Source organism: Sphingomonas sp. ABOLG (assembly GCF_003950435.1).
Lineage (GTDB): Bacteria > Pseudomonadota > Alphaproteobacteria > Sphingomonadales > Sphingomonadaceae > Sphingomonas > Sphingomonas panaciterrae.
Genome location: NZ_QQWW01000004.1, coordinates 167,878 through 182,308 on the forward strand (window position 1 = coordinate 167,878; position 14,431 = coordinate 182,308).

Sequence of the window (14,431 nt, forward strand, 5' to 3'; positions counted from 1 at the left end):
TCGCCCGGCCCTTTCCGGCGGAGCATGACATGCTAGATGCCGACATCATGGTCGATACGCCCCACCTGCTGCTCGTCGACGACGAGCGGTCAATCCGCGAGCCGCTGGCGCAATATCTGGTCAAACAGGGGTTTCGCGTCACGCAGGTCGGCGATGCCGAGGCTGCGCGGATGCGGCTGGGCGCCTATGCGATCGATCTCGTCATCCTCGACATCATGATGCCGGGCGAGGACGGGCTGAGCCTGTGCCGCCATATCCGCGCGACCAGCGACATCCCCGTGATCCTGCTCACCGCCAAGAGCGAGGAAACCGACCGGATCGTCGGGCTGGAGATGGGCGCCGACGATTATATGGTGAAGCCCTTCTCCCCGCGTGAGCTTGCTGCCCGGATCAAGGTGGTCCTGCGGCGTGTGCAGGCAGGCGGCGCGCGCCAGCATGCGCCGGAGGCAGGCGCTTACGCCTTTGCCGACTGGATCCTGAAGACCGGCGAGCGAACGCTTGTCGACCGCGAGGGCGTGGCCGTGCCGCTGTCGACCGGCGAATACAACCTGCTTCACGCGCTCGTCACCCGGCCACGCCAGGTGCTGACCCGTGACCAGCTGCTCGACCTGACGCAGGGTCGCGAGGCGGCGGCGTTCGATCGCGCGATCGACAATCAGGTCAGCCGCCTGCGCAAGAAAATCGAGGCTGATCCGCGCAATCCGCAGCTCATCAAGACGGTGTGGGGCGGCGGTTATACGCTCGCCGCGGAAGTGACGCGGCTGTGACCCGCCAGTGATCCTGCGCTTTCCTCGCAACCTGTCGGGGCAGCTTGCGCTGCTGCTGGCGATCGCGCTGTTCGCGGCGCAGGCGATCAACCTCGCGCTGATCCTGCGCGAGCGCGCGGCGTTCAAGATCGCCCAAGCGACCAGGCCGGCGGCGGTGCGGCTGGCGGACGCGCTCGACCATGCGGTCGACCGGCCGCTGGTGACCGACCGTGGCCGGGTGCGGCAACGCGCCAGCAATCCTATTCCCGCGGGGTTTGAGCGTCTTCCCAAGGTTGGCGAAGAACTCCGCCAGCAGCTCGTCGAGCTCGGCGTCACGCCCGGACGGATCGATACCGGCATCCGGCCGGGCGACCATCGAAGCCCGCGTGCGGCGGCGCGCCATGGCGGGCGGCCCACCGACACGTTGATGTTCGCCGTCCAGCAAGCCGACGGCAGCTGGGTGACCACCAACGCGCCCTGGCCGCGCCACAACAACCGCATCTTCTGGGCGCTGCTGGGCCAGACGCTGATCATCTACATCCTGATCCTGCTGCCCGTGCTGTGGATCGCGCGCCGCATTTCCCGGCCGATGCGCGCGCTTGCGGTGGCAGCCGGCGCTTTCACCCCGCGCGGGGAAATCTCCGCCGTCCCGGTCGAGGGGCCGAGCGACGTGCGCGATCTCATCGTCGCCTTCAACGGCCTGACCCGGCGCGTCACCGACATGCTGGACGAAAAGGACCGAATGCTCGGTGCAATCGGCCATGATCTGCGTACGCCATTGGCGGCGCTGCGTGTGCGGATCGAATCGGTCGAGGACGAGCAGGATCGCGCGCGCATGGCGGCGACGATCGAGGAAATGAGCCGCACCCTCGACGACATTCTGTCGCTGGCGCGGCTCGGGCGGCCGAGCGAGGCGGTGACCGAGGTTGACCTCGCCGCGCTGGTCGATGCCGTGGTGGAGGATTTCCGTGATCTGGGCGCCGACGTGGCCTTTGAAGACGTCGAGCGGTTGCGCATGCGGCTGCGCCCGACGCTGTTCCGCCGCGCCGTCCGCAACCTCATCGAAAATGCCGTGAAATATGCCGGCGCCGCGGAAGTGGCGATCACCGCGGGCGAGCGGTCCGTCGCAGTGTCGGTCGCCGATCGCGGACCCGGCATCCCGGACGATCAACTGGCTGCCGTCTTCAATCCTTTCACCCGGCTGGAAGGATCGCGCAACCGCGACACCGGCGGGATCGGCCTCGGCCTCGCGCTGACCCGCGCGATCGTGCAGGACGCCGGCGGCGAGGTGACGCTCGCCAATCGTCCCGACGGCGGATTGGTCGCGACGATCACCCTCCCCCGCTGATCCCACCCACCAACCCGGCGATTGACACGCCGGGACTTGTCACCGCCAGCGCGGGAGGCGAAGAGCACGCGGAGGGAGCAGCCGCATGTCCATTCTGTCCGACCGTTGGATTCGCGAACAGGCACGCGAACACGGCATGATCGAACCGTTCGTCGAGGCGCAGCGGCGCGATGGCTGCATCAGCTATGGTCTTAGCTCCTACGGCTATGATGCTAGAGTTGCTGACGATTTCAAGATCTTCACCAATGTCGATTCGGCCACGGTCGATCCGAAGGATTTTGCCGCAAACAGCTTCGTCGATCGCAAGACCGACGTCTGCATCATCCCGCCCAACAGCTTCGCGCTGGCGCGGACGGTGGAATATTTCCGCGTGCCGCGCGACGTGCTCGTCATCTGTCTGGGAAAATCGACCTATGCCCGGTGCGGGATCATCGTGAACGTCACGCCGCTGGAACCCGGCTGGGAGGGGCATGTGACGCTGGAGTTTTCCAACACCACCCCGCTGCCGGCCAAGATCTACGCCAACGAAGGCGCCTGCCAGTTCCTGTTCCTGCAGGGGAACGAGCCGTGTGAGGTCAGCTACGCCGATCGCGCGGGCAAATATATGGGGCAGCGCGGGGTCACCCTGCCTCGGCTTTGATAACCGGAGGCGAGCCAGACTGCGTCCACTCGCCCCCGCACCTTTTCAAAAGCACGGCGTCCGCAGCGCTGCCACGGATGCCTAGGCGGCCGCGCGTTCGCGCGCTTATCTGACCGCGAGGGTCGTCGGCGCCAGGCTGCGCAAGCCGCGCCGGGCGACGTCATGCGAGGTGGCGAGCGCGCCGTCCGGCAACGCCATCTCCACCGCCTCGGCATCCAGCGCCGCGCGATACAAGCCCTCCGCCTCCGCGAGGCGGCCGGTGCGGGCATAGACGGTGCCGAGGTTGATCATCAGCTCGGGCCGGCTGGGAAAGATGCGCCGCTCGTTGAGCAACACTTTCTCCGCTGCCGCATAATCCCGTGCCTCGATCGCCTTGAAGCCCGTGCGATCGCGCGCGAGCGCGGGGCTGGCCAAGCAGCCGGCCAGAGCAAGGAGGTACACGACGCGCATCACACCTTCTCCCGTTCAGCGCGAAGCCACATGCTTCGTTACGCTTTTATGACAGGATGGTGTCACTTTTCTGACAACGGCGCAAGTGCGGGGAAGCGGCAGATAGAGGCGCAGCGCGGGGCCTCGTCGGCGTCCAGCTCGGGCGCCGCCAGACCAAGGCGCCGAAGCGCGCCCTGCGAACGAGGCACAAAAAAAGGGCGACCTCCAGGAGGCCGCCCCGTTGCGCTTCTGATGACCAGAGTGATCAGAATTCGCGGTAATATTGCTCGTTGCCGATGAAGCCGAGCTTCGTCACGTTCGACCGCTTGATCACTGCCAGCGTCTGATCGACCGTGTCGTAACGAACCGTCGGATCCGGCTGGAAGTGCAGCTCGGGCTCCGGGTTCATCGCTGCCGCCACGTCGAGGTACTGACGCAGGCGGACCGGATCGACCGGCGAGCCGTTCCAGCTGACGGTGCCATCGGTCGCGATGGTGATCTTGTTCTTCTGCGGATCGACCGGCGGCCGAGTCGCATTCGGATCATTCACCGGCAGATCGACCTTCACCGCGTGGGTCTGGATCGGGATGGTGATGATGAACATGATGAGGAGAACGAGCATGACGTCGATCAACGGCGTCGTGTTCATCTCCATCATCGGCTCGCCATCGTCCTTGCCGCCACTCATTGCCATATCGATTACTCCTGGTGGCTTGCTTACAGACGCTCGGTGCCGGTGCCCGGCGGCGGCTCGGAAATGAAGCCGACGCGAGCGAAGCCCGCCATCTGCATGTTGTAGATCGCGCCTGCCACGCACTTCCACGGCACGTTCACGTCACCGCGCACATGCGCTTCGGGCAGTTCCAGGCCGGGGGCGTTCACGCCGCCCTGCCGTTCGATCTCGGCCTTCAGCTTGGCCACGGCGCGATCCAGCAGCTCCTCGTGAGTCACCGGGGTCATGCCCCAGTAAACGGCACAGGCACCATCAGGCTTGGTCGTGATCGAGAGGGAAACGTTCTCGGGCTTGGTGGTGGTCGGGTCGAAGCGTACGCTCGGCAGCTTCACCGGAACCGATTGGATCACGACCGGCACCGCGATCAGGAAGATGATGAGGAGCACCAGCATGACGTCCACGAGAGGCGTCGTGTTGATGTCCGACATCGGGGTTTCTGCGGCGGAGTCTCCACCAACGCTCATCGCCATAAGTCAGGCTATCCTATGTCTTCGTTCCCACCGGCTATCCGGTCGGGAAAGGTGGCGGGGTCGCCGGCTGGCAACCCCGCTTTCCCATTACGAGCGGGTCTGCACGCCACCGGCCTGGCCGGCCGTGGTGGTGGCAGCCGGCTTCGTTGCGACCGGCTTGGCCGCACCAGCAACCGCCGGGCGCACCGCGCCGTTCGAGGCGAGGTAGCCGAGCACGTCGTTCGAGAAGGCCGACAGGTCTTCCGCGATCGACTTGTTGCGACGCTGCAGCCAGTTGTAGCCGAGCACCGCCGGAACGGCGACGGCGAGACCGAGCGCGGTCATGATGAGCGCTTCACCGACCGGACCGGCGACCGCGTCGATCGACGCCTGGCCAGCCGCACCGATCTTGATGAGCGCGCGGTAGATGCCGATAACCGTACCGAACAGACCGATGAACGGTGCGGTCGCACCCACGGTCGCCAGGAACGCCAGGCCGGTGCCCAGACGCGAGTTGATCATCGCTTCCGAACGCGCGAGCGAGCCGTGCAGCCAGTCATGTGCCTCGACCGGGTCGGTCAGCTTCGAGTGCTGCTCCTGAGCCTGCAGGCCGTCGTCGACGATCTGCTTGTAGGCCGAGTTCTTCTCCAGCTTCGCCGAACCCTCGCGCAGCGAGGTCGTCTGCCAGAACGAGCCGCGGACGCGCTTCGCCTGGTTGATGATCTTCTGCTGCTCGAAGAGCTTGGTGAACATGATGTAGAACGAGACGACCGACATCAGCACGAGGATGCCGAAGGTGCTCTGGGCGATGATACCGCCCTGCTCAAGCGCGGCGGCAAGGCCGTACGGGTTCTCGCCGCCGTGGTCTGCCGCACCTGCGGCAGCAGCGAAGATGGTGGTGATCATTCGATTAGTTTCCCTCTGAAAAGCGCGATTCTATTAAGGCTGGATCAATCCCGTGGCAGCTTCCAGACCACGCGGCGCGTCTGCGTCGTCGCGATCGGGTTGCCCGCTGCGTCCGTGGCCGGCGTGTACCGGGCCCGACGGGTCAGCGCGCGGCATGCCGCCTGGTCTAGCGCATTCGAGCCGCTCGACTCGGTGGTGACGCAATTCTCCACGCGACCCTGGGCGTTGATCGTCCACTTAATCACGGTCGTGCCTTCTTCTTCGGCACGAATCGAGCTGGGCGGATAATCGTCCGTGGTGATCCAGTCCGCAGGGTTACCCTTTGCACCGGCAGCCTTGCTGACCACCGGCGGCGCGGGAGGCGCAGGCGGCGGGGGTGCAGGCGGCGCGACCGGCGTCGGTACATAGACCGGCGGCGGAGTCGGCACGGTAGCGATCGTCACCGGCGGTGCCGGAGTCGTCACGATGGGCGGCGGCGCCACAACGGGCGGCGGCGTCATCGGAACGTCAGGCGGCGGCGGTGGCGGTTCGTCCGGCGGCGGGGGCGGTGGTTCCTCAACGTCAAACGTATTCAGCTTCTCCGACACCTTTTTCACGTACTGGAACGCGAGGCCGGTGACGAAGGCGTAGCCGAGAGCAGCATGGATGAGCGCCACGATGACGATCGCGACGACCTTGCTCCCGCTCATCTTCTGGTCAGAGTAGGCCATTCAGCAAAAGCACTCCCTAATCCCTATGGCCCGAGGGGGCCGGGCGGCCTGCCGCGGCTTCCGCTAGGCGGAAAATGGGCGTGCCGGTCCGTCGGCAAGGGCTAAACGGTACCCTTGCACCGAGCGACTCCTAACTTGCGCCTTAACGACACGCAAACGCTTTGTCGGACGCAACAAACGTACAATCGCCCTGCGACAGATTTATTTCTGTATCATAGAGAGGGGATGGATTAACCGATGCGCATGGTCACCCGAACGATTAGTGCCTCCGCGCTTGGTTTCGCGCTCATTGCCGTCACCCCCTTCACCGCCGCCGCCCAGCAGCCAGCAGCCGGAGCTTACGCCGCGCCGGCGCTCTCCTATGCGGAGACAGCCGACCTGGTGATCGCCAGCCCGATCGTTCTCGACGCGACGATCGCTTCTGCCGTGCGCATCAAAGGCGCGGAGGCGGCGAATGTTCCGCCGGGTTTTATGCGCTTTTATATCGAGGCTGATGTCGGGGCGCTGATCCGCGGGCCGGGCGCGATCCCACCGAGGGTCGGGTATGTTCTGGATGCGCCGGTCGGCCCGGGGGGCCGTGCGCCGAAATATCGCAAGGCACGCGTCCTCCTGTTCGCACGCCCGGTGCCCGGCGATCCCACGCAGATTCAGCTGACCGGCCCCGATTCCCAGCGCGCCTTTGACCCCGAGCTCGATTCCCTCACCCGGCGAATCAGTCGCGAACTGGTGTCGCCCGACGCACCGCCGGTCGTGACCGGGGTCGGCAACGCCTTCCACGTCGCCGGGTCGCTCCCGGGCGAAGGCGAGACGCAGGTGTTCCTGACCACGCAGGACAACCGCCCGGTGTCGCTCAACATTTTGCGCCGCCCCGGCGAAGAGCCGCGCTGGGCCGTGGCGCTGTCGGAGATCGTCGACGACTCGGCCGGCCCGCCGCAGCGCGATACCCTGTTATGGTATCGCCTGGCCTGCGCCCTGCCCCGCGCGTTGCCCGCACGCAGCACCCAGGCGCTGGAGCCGGCCGACGCGGCGATCGCGCAGCAGGACTATCGCTTCGTGCTGCAGCAACTGGGCCCGTGCCGGCGGGCGCCGACCAACGCCTATTGATCAGCGCGTCAGCGGCGGTGGCGGACGAGGGTGATCCCGATCGATTCGCCATCCTCGGCGATGGCGAGCTTGACGATCTTGATCTTCACCCGGCGGACGCGCGCATCCTGCAGGAACAGCGTCTCGGCGATATGATCCGCGACCCCTTCGATCAGGGTGAAGTGGACCCCGGGCGGCAGCGCGGTCGTCGCGGCATGTTTCAGATCGAGATAATTCTTCGAGGCGGTCAGCGGCGTATCGGGCGCGAATCGGGCGGGCGCGTCGAGCAGCACCGTCATCGAGATCCGCAGCGGCTGGGGCAGGTGCGTTTCCTCTGAATAGACGCCGGTCAGCACCGGCACCTCCAGATCGTGCACCTCAAGTTCGAGCATGTCTTCCACGCCGCGCGCTTAGCGCCACGCACGCGCCGACGCCATGCCCGCTTGCGTTCGGGCCGACTATCGATAGAGCGCCCGTCCCTTGACGTACGGGCAGGAGAAGCCGGTGATCGAGGTGATCGGGCTGGAGCAGATTGATGGACAGTTGGTCGAGCAGTTGCTCGACCGCGCGTTTGGCACGGACCGGCACACGCGCACCGCCTATCGCCTGCGCGAGGGCATCGCCGCCCTCGCCGGCCCCAGCCTGGCCGCGATCGAGGATGGCGAATTGATCGGGACGATCCAGTTGTGGCCGGCCATGTTCCGCGGCGAGGATGGACGGCGCGTGCCGCTGGTCCTCGTCGGTCCCGTCGCGGTCGTACCCGAGCGGCAGGGGTCGGGGATCGGCCGCCGGCTGGTCAACGAAGCGCTGGAGCGCGTCCCCGACGCGGCGCTGATGCTGATCGGCGATCCCGAATATTACGGCCGCTTCTTCGGCTTTACCGCCGACCGTACCGGCGGCTGGCGCCTGCCGGGTCCGGTCGAGCGCCACCGCCTGCTGGCGCGCGGCGAGGGGGTTCCCGATGGCGCGGGAGAGATCGGCCCCGGTGACCCGCCCGCGGGCTGAAGCTTGTCGGGAAGCTTGGGAGGCGATCTTTACCCCGCCGCCGCCCTCACCTACCTGTTGGCCATGCCCATGGCGCCGCCTCCTGCGTTCGACACGCTCACCATTGCCGATATCGCCCGCCTTGCCGACGAGGATCGCCTGCCGCCGGTAGAGCGCTGGCATCCCGATCACTGCGGGCCGAGCGACATGCGCATCGCCCGCGACGGCACCTGGTATCATCAGGGATCGCCGATCGGCCGCCCGGCCATGGTACGCGCGTTCAGCCGCATCCTCCGCCGCGAGCCCGACGGCAGCTACGTCCTCGTCACCCCGGTCGAGAAGCTCGATATCGACGTGGAAGATGCGCCCTTCGTCGCCGTCGAGCTGAAGGCGGAAGGGACGGGGAAAGACAGCCAGCTCGCCTTCCGCCTGAACACGGGTGAAATCGTGACTGCCTCGGCGGAGCATCCGCTTCGCTTCGAGGAACATGCCGACGGCCCCCACCCCTATGTTCATGTCCGCGGCGGGCTGGAGGCGCTGATCGCCCGGCCGGTCTATTATGAACTGGCCGAGCGCGCGCTCGCCGGCGACCATGATCCCCCCGGCCTGTGGAGTGGGGGAAGCTTTTTCCCGATCGCGCCGTGACGTCGCTGGCGGAGCGCCTCAGCCGGGCGCTGACCGAAGGGATGGCGCAGCAGACCATCACGCTCGCTGGCGACCATGGCGACCTAGCCCGGATCGCGGAGGGCAGCATGAAGCCCGCAGCTGTGCTGGTGCCGGTAACCGATCGCGCGCGTCCGGGTGTGATCCTGACGCAGCGCACCGACACGCTGCGGCAGCACGCCGGGCAGGTTGCCTTTCCCGGCGGCCGGCTCGACCCCGGCGAGGATGCGGTTGCGGCCGCGCTGCGCGAAGCGGAGGAGGAAATCGCCCTCGCCCCGTCAGCGGTCAGGATCGTCGGCGAGGCCGATCGCTATCGCACCGTCACCGGCTATACCGTCACGCCGGTCGTCGGCGTGGTGCCGCCCGACATTGACCTCCATCCGTCGGAGGCGGAAGTGGCGCGAGTGTTCGAAGTGCCGCTCGACTTCCTGCTCGACACGGCCAATCACGTGGAGGCGCGATCGCACTGGCAGGGGCAGGAGCGACGCTATTACGAGATCATGTGGAACAATCATCGCATATGGGGCGCAACCGCGGCCATGATCGTGAACCTGGGGCGTCGGCTGCAATGGAGCCTGTGACGCTGCCCGCCGGCGGCTGGCGCGATCGGGCGGGACTGCACGAACTGGTGACGGCGCTGGATGCGGCAGGCGGCAACGCGCGGTTCGTGGGCGGCGCGGTGCGCGACACGTTGCTCGGCCTGCCGGTGTCCGACATTGACGTCGCGACGCGCTTCGCACCGCAGGAGGTGATCACCCGGCTCGAGCGTGCCGGGATCAAGGCGGTGCCGACCGGCCTCGCCCATGGCACGATCACTGCCGTGTCGTTGGGCACCGTGGTCGAGGTAACGACGCTGCGCCGCGACCTCACCACCGACGGCCGCCATGCCACCGTCGCCTTCACCGGCGACTGGCAGGAGGATGCCGCACGGCGCGATTTCACCATGAACGCGCTGTTCGCCGATCCGGTCGACGGCATTGTGTTCGACTGGTTCGGCGGGCTGGAGGATCTGCGCGAGGGGCGGATCCGCTTCATCGGTGATCCCTATCGCCGGATCGCCGAGGACCATTTGCGCATCCTGCGCTTCTTCCGCTTCCACGCGCGGTTCGGGCGGGTGATCGACGAGGACGGGCTTGATGCCTGCACCGCGCGCGCCAACGACCTCATGACCTTGTCGCGTGAGCGGATCGCGGCGGAGCTGCTGAAGCTGCTCGTCGCGCCGCGCGCCGTTCCGGTCGTCGCCTTGATGGTCGAGCGGGGCATCTTCCGCCCGGTCCTGCCGGAGATCGAGGATACCGCCGCGCTCGCCGCACTGGCGGAGCGGGAGGCGGCGGCGGGCATCCCCCCTGATCCGATCCGGCGCCTCGCCGCGCTGATCGCGCCCGCCGCGGCTGAGGGGGTGGGCACACGGCTGCGGCTGTCCAACGCGGACCGGAAGCGGCTGGAGATTGCTGTTGGTCCCATCGGCGACGAAGGGCCCCGCCCGCTGGCCTATCGCATCGGCTGCACCGGCGCGATCGATCGCCTGCTGCTCGCGGGCGCGCCGGTCGACGCGCTCACCGGGTGGACGCCCCCGCGCCTCCCAGTCTCCGGCGGGTCACTGGTCGGGCGCGGGATCGCCAAAGGCCCCGATGTCGCGCGCGCGCTCCGCCAGATCGAGGAACAGTGGATCGCAGAAGGGTTTCCCGACGCAGACCGCGCCGAGGCGATCGCGCAGGAAGTGCTCGATCAGCTGTTGCAGCGAAGCAGCAGCTGATAGGCGTCGTCCGCCGGCAGCGGCGGCGAAAAGGCATAGCCCTGCCCAAAGGTGCAGCCGAGCGCGGCGAGCGTCTGGCTGACGTCGCGGCTTTCGATCCCCTCGGCGATCGTGTCCATGTTGAGCGTCGCAGCGAGGCTCAGGATCGCGCGCACGATCGCGATCTTGTCGCGATCCGCCATCATGTCGGTGACGAAGCTGCGATCGATCTTCAGTATGTCGATCGGCAGGCGCTGAAGATAGGCGAGGTTCGAATAGCCGGTACCGAAATCGTCCATCGCGATCGAGGCACCGGTATCCTTCAGCGCGCGCAGCATGGCGGCGTTGCGATCGGGATCCGCAATCAGCGCGCTTTCGGTCAGTTCCAGCTTCAGGCGTCCACCGGCGAGGCCGTGACGCGCCAGCGCCGCCTCCACCACCGGCGGCAGGTGATCGCGCTGCAACTGGATCGGCGAGATATTGACCGCCATCTGCACGTCGCACGATCCACCCGCCAGCGCGTCCCATTCGGCCAGGGTGCGCAGCGCGCCATCGATCGCCCAGCGGCCGATCGGCACGATCAGCCCGGTTTCCTCCGCGACCGAGATGAAATCGGCCGGTGAGATGATTTTGCCATCCTCGGTCGTCCAGCGTGCCAGCGCCTCGAACGCGACGATCTTGCCGGTCGCAAGGTCACAGACCGGTTGATAGTGAAGCGTCAGCTGCTCGGCATCGATCGCCCGCCGGAGCGCGGTTTCCATCGCGAATTGTGCGCGGGCCCGGTCGAGCGCCCGGGTCTCGTATGCCTCGGCCTTGCCCGTCTCCTTCGACTTGCGCACGGCAAACTGGGCATGGCGGATCACATCCTCGGCATCCTGCGCGGGGTTGTCGGCGAATGCCATGCCGATCGCGCAGGTGATGCGGATCTCGAAATCGCTGAGCCTAAACGGCGTGGCGAGCACGTCGCGGATCCGACGAACCGCATGTTCGGCTTCATCGCGCCCCTCGTCCAGGGTCAGCAGGACGCCAAATTCATCGCCGCCGATCCGGCCGAGCACGTCCGTCGCGCGCAATGCGCCCTTGATCCGCCGCGCCGCCGTCATCAGCAATTCGTCGCCGGCCATGCTGCCAAGACAACTGTTGATCCGGCCGAAGCGATCGAGGTCGATGACCAGAACCGCACAATCCGTCGCACCTGCCGTCAGCCGTTCCTCCAGCCGATCGCCAAAGCCCTCGCGGTTCGGCAACCCCGTCATGCTGTCGGTGGTCATTTCGCGCCGCAGGCTCGTCTCGGTGCGCATCTCGGCCGTCTGGTCGAGCAAGGTCAGCAGGCAGTGCGGCGCCCCTTCCCCGGCGATCCGCGCCAGCGTGACATCGAAACGGCGCTGTTCGACGCAACTGCCCAATGTCAGCGACAGGCGCTCGCGCACCTCGGCGCCCGACAGGAATTCGATGATCCGCCCGCTCAATTCGGTCAGCGGCTCGGCGAACTTGCGCGATTCCGCCGTGCCCAGTTCCAGGCGGCGAAACATCGCATTGGGCAGCTGGAAGGTGAGCCGGCGGCCCTCCAGCCGCACCTCCACCGCCGCGATCGGCAGCAGCTCCAGCGCCCCCTCGGCCGCGGTTCGCCCTGGCGCGCTCTGTTGAGGCTCGCGAGGCGTAGTAAGGACGGCGGAGAAGGGCATTGTCCTCTCGCTACCCCTGCGCGCGTTAAGTGTCGCTAAATCGGAGAAGATTTCAGGTGAAGCGGTTGTCGCGCGGGAAGCCGGTGGGCGGCATCCGCCCCGCCGCACCACGTGCGGCACGCCATGGCGACACGTCGCTCTCCGTGCGTGTACGCCCGGTCTCGCCACCCATCGCCCAGCTGATCCCATCGGCATAGCGGAAGGTGATCGCGTCGCTCAGCCCGCCATCGCGATAGCGTTGCAACTGCGCGCCCTGCCCCCGCGTCATTTCCGGCAACTCGCTCAACGGGAACACCACCAGCTTGCGATTGTCGCCGATCGCCGCGACATAATCGTCGTCCTTGCCGACCGGGCGCACCACCGACAGCCGTGCGCCCGGGCGCGGCGTCACCACCGTCTTGCCCTTGCGCGTTTCGGCGATCACGTCGTTGACCGGCACCACGAAGCCCCGCCCGTCGCTCGCCGCGACCAGCAGCTTGCCGTCGCGCTCCGCCTTCAGAAGCCGCACGATGCCGATCCCGCCATCGAGGTCGATCGTCGCGCGCACCGGCTCGCCAAAGCCACGCCCGCCGGGAAGCTTGTCCGCCGCCAGCGTGTAGAAACGCCCGTTCTCCGCCGCCAGCAGCAGCTTGTCGGTGGTCTGCGCATGGAAGGCGAAGGCGGGGCCGTCGCCCTCCTTGAACTTCAGCGTCTCGGCCGAGGCCAGCTCGACATGCCCCTTCATCGCGCGGATCCAGCCGCGCTGCGACAGGATCACGGTGATCGGCTCGCGCTCGATCATCGCCTCCAGCGGGATCTCGCGCGCCGGCGCGGCTTCCTCCAGCGTGGTGCGCCGCTTGCCCAGCGCCGTCTCCGGACCATAGCGGTCACGGATCGTCGCCAGATCCTTCTTCATCCGCGTGCGCTGCCGCTGGTCGGAACCGAGCAGCAACTGCAGGCCCGCCTGTTCCTTCTCCAGCGCGGCCTGCTCGCGCTTCAGCTCCATCTCCTCCAGCTTGCGCAAGCTGCGCAGCCGCATGTTGAGGATCGCCTCGGCCTGCCGGTCGGTCAGGTCGAACTCGGCGATCATCACGGCCTTTGGCTCATCCTCGGTGCGGATGATCTCGATCACCCGGTCGAGGTTGAGGAAGGCGGTGATATAACCCTTCACCAGCTCCAGCCGATCGGCGATCTTGCCCAGCCGATGCTCGGTACGACGACGGAGCACGATGAACTGATGCTCCACCCAGGCGGCGAGCGCCTCGGCCAGGCTCATCACCCGCGGGGTGCGCCGCGCGTCGAGCACGTTGAGGTTCAGCGGCACGCGCGTTTCGAGATCGGACAGGCGGTAGAGCCCGTCCATCAGCACCTGCGGATCGACCGTGCGGCTGCGCGGTTCCAGCACCAGCCGGATCTCCGCGTCGGATTCGTCGCGCACATCGGCCAGGATCGGCAGCTTCTTGTCGTTCACCAGGCCGGCGATCTGCTCGATCAGCTTGCCCTTTTGAACGCCATAGGGGATCTCGCTGACCACGATCTGCCAGCCGCCGCCCTTTTCCTTTTCCACGCTCCAGCGACACCGCACGCGGAATGCGCCGCGGCCCGTGGCATAGGCCTCGCGGATGATCGCCGGCGGATCGACCAGCAAGCCGCCGGTGGGGAAATCCGGCCCGTGGACGAACGCCAGCGGATCGGCCGCGGGATCGTCGATGAGCGCGATGGCGGCGTCGAGCAGCTCGGCAGCATTGTGCGGCGGGATCGACGTCGCCATGCCGACCGCAATGCCACTCGCCCCGTTCGCCAGCAGATTGGGGAACAGCCCGGGGAACAGCTCGGGCTCCTGCTCCTCGCCATTATAGGTCGGGCGGAAGGAAACGGCGTCCTCGTCCAGCCCGTCCATCAGGTCGATCGCGACCTGGGTCAGCCGCGCCTCGGTGTAACGATAGGCCGCGGCATTATCGCCGTCGATGTTGCCGAAATTACCCTGCCCGTCGACCAGCGGATATCGCAGGGCGAAATCCTGCGCGAGGCGGACCATCGCGTCATAGACCGACTGGTCGCCATGCGGATGGTATTTACCGATCACGTCGCCGACGACGCGCGCGCATTTCTTATACCCTTGCGTCGGATCGAGCCGCAGCAGCCGCATCGCCCACAGCAGACGCCGATGAACCGGCTTCAGCCCGTCGCGAACATCGGGCAGCGATCGCGCGGTGATCGTCGACAGCGCATAGACGAGATAGCGTTCGGACAGCGCGGAATCGAACGGCGCGTCAAACACGCCGACAGGCGGATTGTCGGGGGGCAGCACGGTCGCATCAGTCGGCATGGCGGGCGTGCT

At 67.1% G+C, this 14,431-nt stretch carries 16 protein-coding genes; 8 read left to right on the plus strand and 8 right to left on the minus strand.

Going from position 1 to position 14,431, the window contains the following annotated elements; translation table 11 throughout:
* Nucleotides 1–47: 47 nt before the first annotated feature.
* The 3 genes from CA236_RS06430 to dcd all read left to right on the plus strand — a co-directional run bounded on the left by CA236_RS06430 (nucleotide 48) and on the right by dcd (nucleotide 2,734).
* Entirely contained in the window at nucleotides 48–767 is a 720-nt protein-coding gene (locus CA236_RS06430) for a response regulator (protein WP_125945079.1), read from the plus strand.
* Nucleotides 768–777: 10 nt separating this feature from the next.
* Nucleotides 778–2,094: an ATP-binding protein gene (locus CA236_RS06435; RefSeq protein ID WP_125945080.1), complete on the plus strand. Its 1,317-nt coding sequence runs from the start codon at nucleotides 778–780 to the stop codon at nucleotides 2,092–2,094.
* 85 nt (nucleotides 2,095–2,179) lie between these two features.
* The gene (gene dcd, locus CA236_RS06440; protein WP_046410677.1) at nucleotides 2,180–2,734 is read left to right on the plus strand and encodes a dCTP deaminase; all 555 of its coding nucleotides are present in this window, start codon (nucleotides 2,180–2,182) and stop codon (nucleotides 2,732–2,734) included.
* Between the two features lie 105 nt (nucleotides 2,735–2,839).
* Here the strand turns inward: dcd and CA236_RS06445 are convergent, their stop codons facing one another.
* The 5 genes from CA236_RS06445 to CA236_RS06465 all read right to left on the minus strand — a co-directional run bounded on the left by CA236_RS06445 (nucleotide 2,840) and on the right by CA236_RS06465 (nucleotide 5,961).
* A complete protein-coding gene (locus CA236_RS06445) occupies nucleotides 2,840–3,184 on the minus strand; it encodes a tetratricopeptide repeat protein (protein ID WP_046410679.1) in 345 nt (114 codons plus the stop codon).
* A gap of 244 nt (nucleotides 3,185–3,428) precedes the next feature.
* Complete coding sequence (locus CA236_RS06450; RefSeq protein WP_046410680.1) at nucleotides 3,429–3,857, minus strand: biopolymer transporter ExbD; 429 nt, start codon at nucleotides 3,855–3,857, stop codon at nucleotides 3,429–3,431.
* A 23-nt stretch (nucleotides 3,858–3,880) separates the two neighbouring features.
* Nucleotides 3,881–4,366, minus strand: coding sequence for a biopolymer transporter ExbD (locus tag CA236_RS06455; protein ID WP_082103117.1), 486 nt, complete (start codon nucleotides 4,364–4,366; stop codon nucleotides 3,881–3,883).
* Nucleotides 4,367–4,453: 87 nt separating this feature from the next.
* Nucleotides 4,454–5,251: a MotA/TolQ/ExbB proton channel family protein gene (locus tag CA236_RS06460; RefSeq protein WP_046410681.1), complete on the minus strand. Its 798-nt coding sequence runs from the start codon at nucleotides 5,249–5,251 to the stop codon at nucleotides 4,454–4,456.
* A gap of 44 nt (nucleotides 5,252–5,295) precedes the next feature.
* Nucleotides 5,296–5,961 carry an energy transducer TonB gene (locus CA236_RS06465; RefSeq protein WP_046410683.1) on the minus strand — a complete coding sequence of 222 codons (666 nt, stop codon included), beginning with the start codon at nucleotides 5,959–5,961 and terminating at the stop codon, nucleotides 5,296–5,298.
* A 237-nt stretch (nucleotides 5,962–6,198) separates the two neighbouring features.
* Here CA236_RS06465 and CA236_RS06470 point away from each other — a divergent pair, with 237 nt between their 5' ends.
* Nucleotides 6,199–7,065: a hypothetical protein gene (locus CA236_RS06470; RefSeq protein ID WP_241212543.1), complete on the plus strand. Its 867-nt coding sequence runs from the start codon at nucleotides 6,199–6,201 to the stop codon at nucleotides 7,063–7,065.
* Between the two features lie 8 nt (nucleotides 7,066–7,073).
* On the opposite strand, the gene CA236_RS06475 is transcribed toward CA236_RS06470, so the two are convergent.
* Nucleotides 7,074–7,445, minus strand: coding sequence for a dihydroneopterin aldolase (locus CA236_RS06475; protein ID WP_046410684.1), 372 nt, complete (start codon nucleotides 7,443–7,445; stop codon nucleotides 7,074–7,076).
* Between the two features lie 103 nt (nucleotides 7,446–7,548).
* Here CA236_RS06475 and CA236_RS06480 point away from each other — a divergent pair, with 103 nt between their 5' ends.
* The 4 genes from CA236_RS06480 to CA236_RS06495 all read left to right on the plus strand — a co-directional run bounded on the left by CA236_RS06480 (nucleotide 7,549) and on the right by CA236_RS06495 (nucleotide 10,447).
* Nucleotides 7,549–8,049, plus strand: coding sequence for an N-acetyltransferase (locus CA236_RS06480; protein WP_125945082.1), 501 nt, complete (start codon nucleotides 7,549–7,551; stop codon nucleotides 8,047–8,049).
* 63 nt (nucleotides 8,050–8,112) lie between these two features.
* Nucleotides 8,113–8,673 (plus strand): DUF1285 domain-containing protein, encoded by a 561-nt coding sequence (locus CA236_RS06485; RefSeq protein WP_046411757.1) that lies wholly within the window; start codon nucleotides 8,113–8,115, stop codon nucleotides 8,671–8,673.
* A 41-nt stretch (nucleotides 8,674–8,714) separates the two neighbouring features.
* The gene (locus tag CA236_RS06490) at nucleotides 8,715–9,272 is read left to right on the plus strand and encodes a CoA pyrophosphatase (RefSeq protein WP_046411759.1); all 558 of its coding nucleotides are present in this window, start codon (nucleotides 8,715–8,717) and stop codon (nucleotides 9,270–9,272) included.
* A complete protein-coding gene (locus tag CA236_RS06495; RefSeq protein ID WP_125944990.1) occupies nucleotides 9,260–10,447 on the plus strand; it encodes a CCA tRNA nucleotidyltransferase in 1,188 nt (395 codons plus the stop codon). The genes CA236_RS06490 and CA236_RS06495 overlap by 13 nt, the downstream gene beginning before the upstream one ends.
* Here CA236_RS06495 and CA236_RS06500 read toward each other — a convergent pair.
* Both CA236_RS06500 and parC read right to left on the minus strand, forming a co-directional pair.
* A complete protein-coding gene (locus CA236_RS06500) occupies nucleotides 10,420–12,111 on the minus strand; it encodes a bifunctional diguanylate cyclase/phosphodiesterase (protein ID WP_125944991.1) in 1,692 nt (563 codons plus the stop codon). The genes CA236_RS06495 and CA236_RS06500 overlap by 28 nt on opposite strands.
* Nucleotides 12,112–12,163: 52 nt before the next feature.
* Complete coding sequence (gene parC, locus CA236_RS06505; protein ID WP_125944992.1) at nucleotides 12,164–14,419, minus strand: DNA topoisomerase IV subunit A; 2,256 nt, start codon at nucleotides 14,417–14,419, stop codon at nucleotides 12,164–12,166.
* Nucleotides 14,420–14,431: the final 12 nt, after the last annotated feature.

Coding starts and splice junctions, on each gene's coding strand:
- CA236_RS06450 (WP_046410680.1), bottom strand. CDS start 3,857: ATGGCAATGAGTGGCGGCAAGGACGATGGCGAGCCGATGATGGAGATG.
- CA236_RS06500 (WP_125944991.1), bottom strand. CDS start 12,111: ATGCCCTTCTCCGCCGTCCTTACTACGCCTCGCGAGCCTCAACAGAGC.
- CA236_RS06465 (WP_046410683.1), bottom strand. CDS start 5,961: ATGGCCTACTCTGACCAGAAGATGAGCGGGAGCAAGGTCGTCGCGATC.
- dcd (WP_046410677.1), top strand. CDS start 2,180: ATGTCCATTCTGTCCGACCGTTGGATTCGCGAACAGGCACGCGAACAC.
- CA236_RS06485 (WP_046411757.1), top strand. CDS start 8,113: ATGCCCATGGCGCCGCCTCCTGCGTTCGACACGCTCACCATTGCCGAT.
- CA236_RS06490 (WP_046411759.1), top strand. CDS start 8,715: ATGGCGCAGCAGACCATCACGCTCGCTGGCGACCATGGCGACCTAGCC.
- parC (WP_125944992.1), bottom strand. CDS start 14,419: ATGCCGACTGATGCGACCGTGCTGCCCCCCGACAATCCGCCTGTCGGC.
- CA236_RS06470 (WP_241212543.1), top strand. CDS start 6,199: ATGCGCATGGTCACCCGAACGATTAGTGCCTCCGCGCTTGGTTTCGCG.
- CA236_RS06445 (WP_046410679.1), bottom strand. CDS start 3,184: ATGCGCGTCGTGTACCTCCTTGCTCTGGCCGGCTGCTTGGCCAGCCCC.
- CA236_RS06460 (WP_046410681.1), bottom strand. CDS start 5,251: ATGATCACCACCATCTTCGCTGCTGCCGCAGGTGCGGCAGACCACGGC.
- CA236_RS06455 (WP_082103117.1), bottom strand. CDS start 4,366: ATGGCGATGAGCGTTGGTGGAGACTCCGCCGCAGAAACCCCGATGTCG.
- CA236_RS06495 (WP_125944990.1), top strand. CDS start 9,260: ATGGAGCCTGTGACGCTGCCCGCCGGCGGCTGGCGCGATCGGGCGGGA.
- CA236_RS06430 (WP_125945079.1), top strand. CDS start 48: ATGGTCGATACGCCCCACCTGCTGCTCGTCGACGACGAGCGGTCAATC.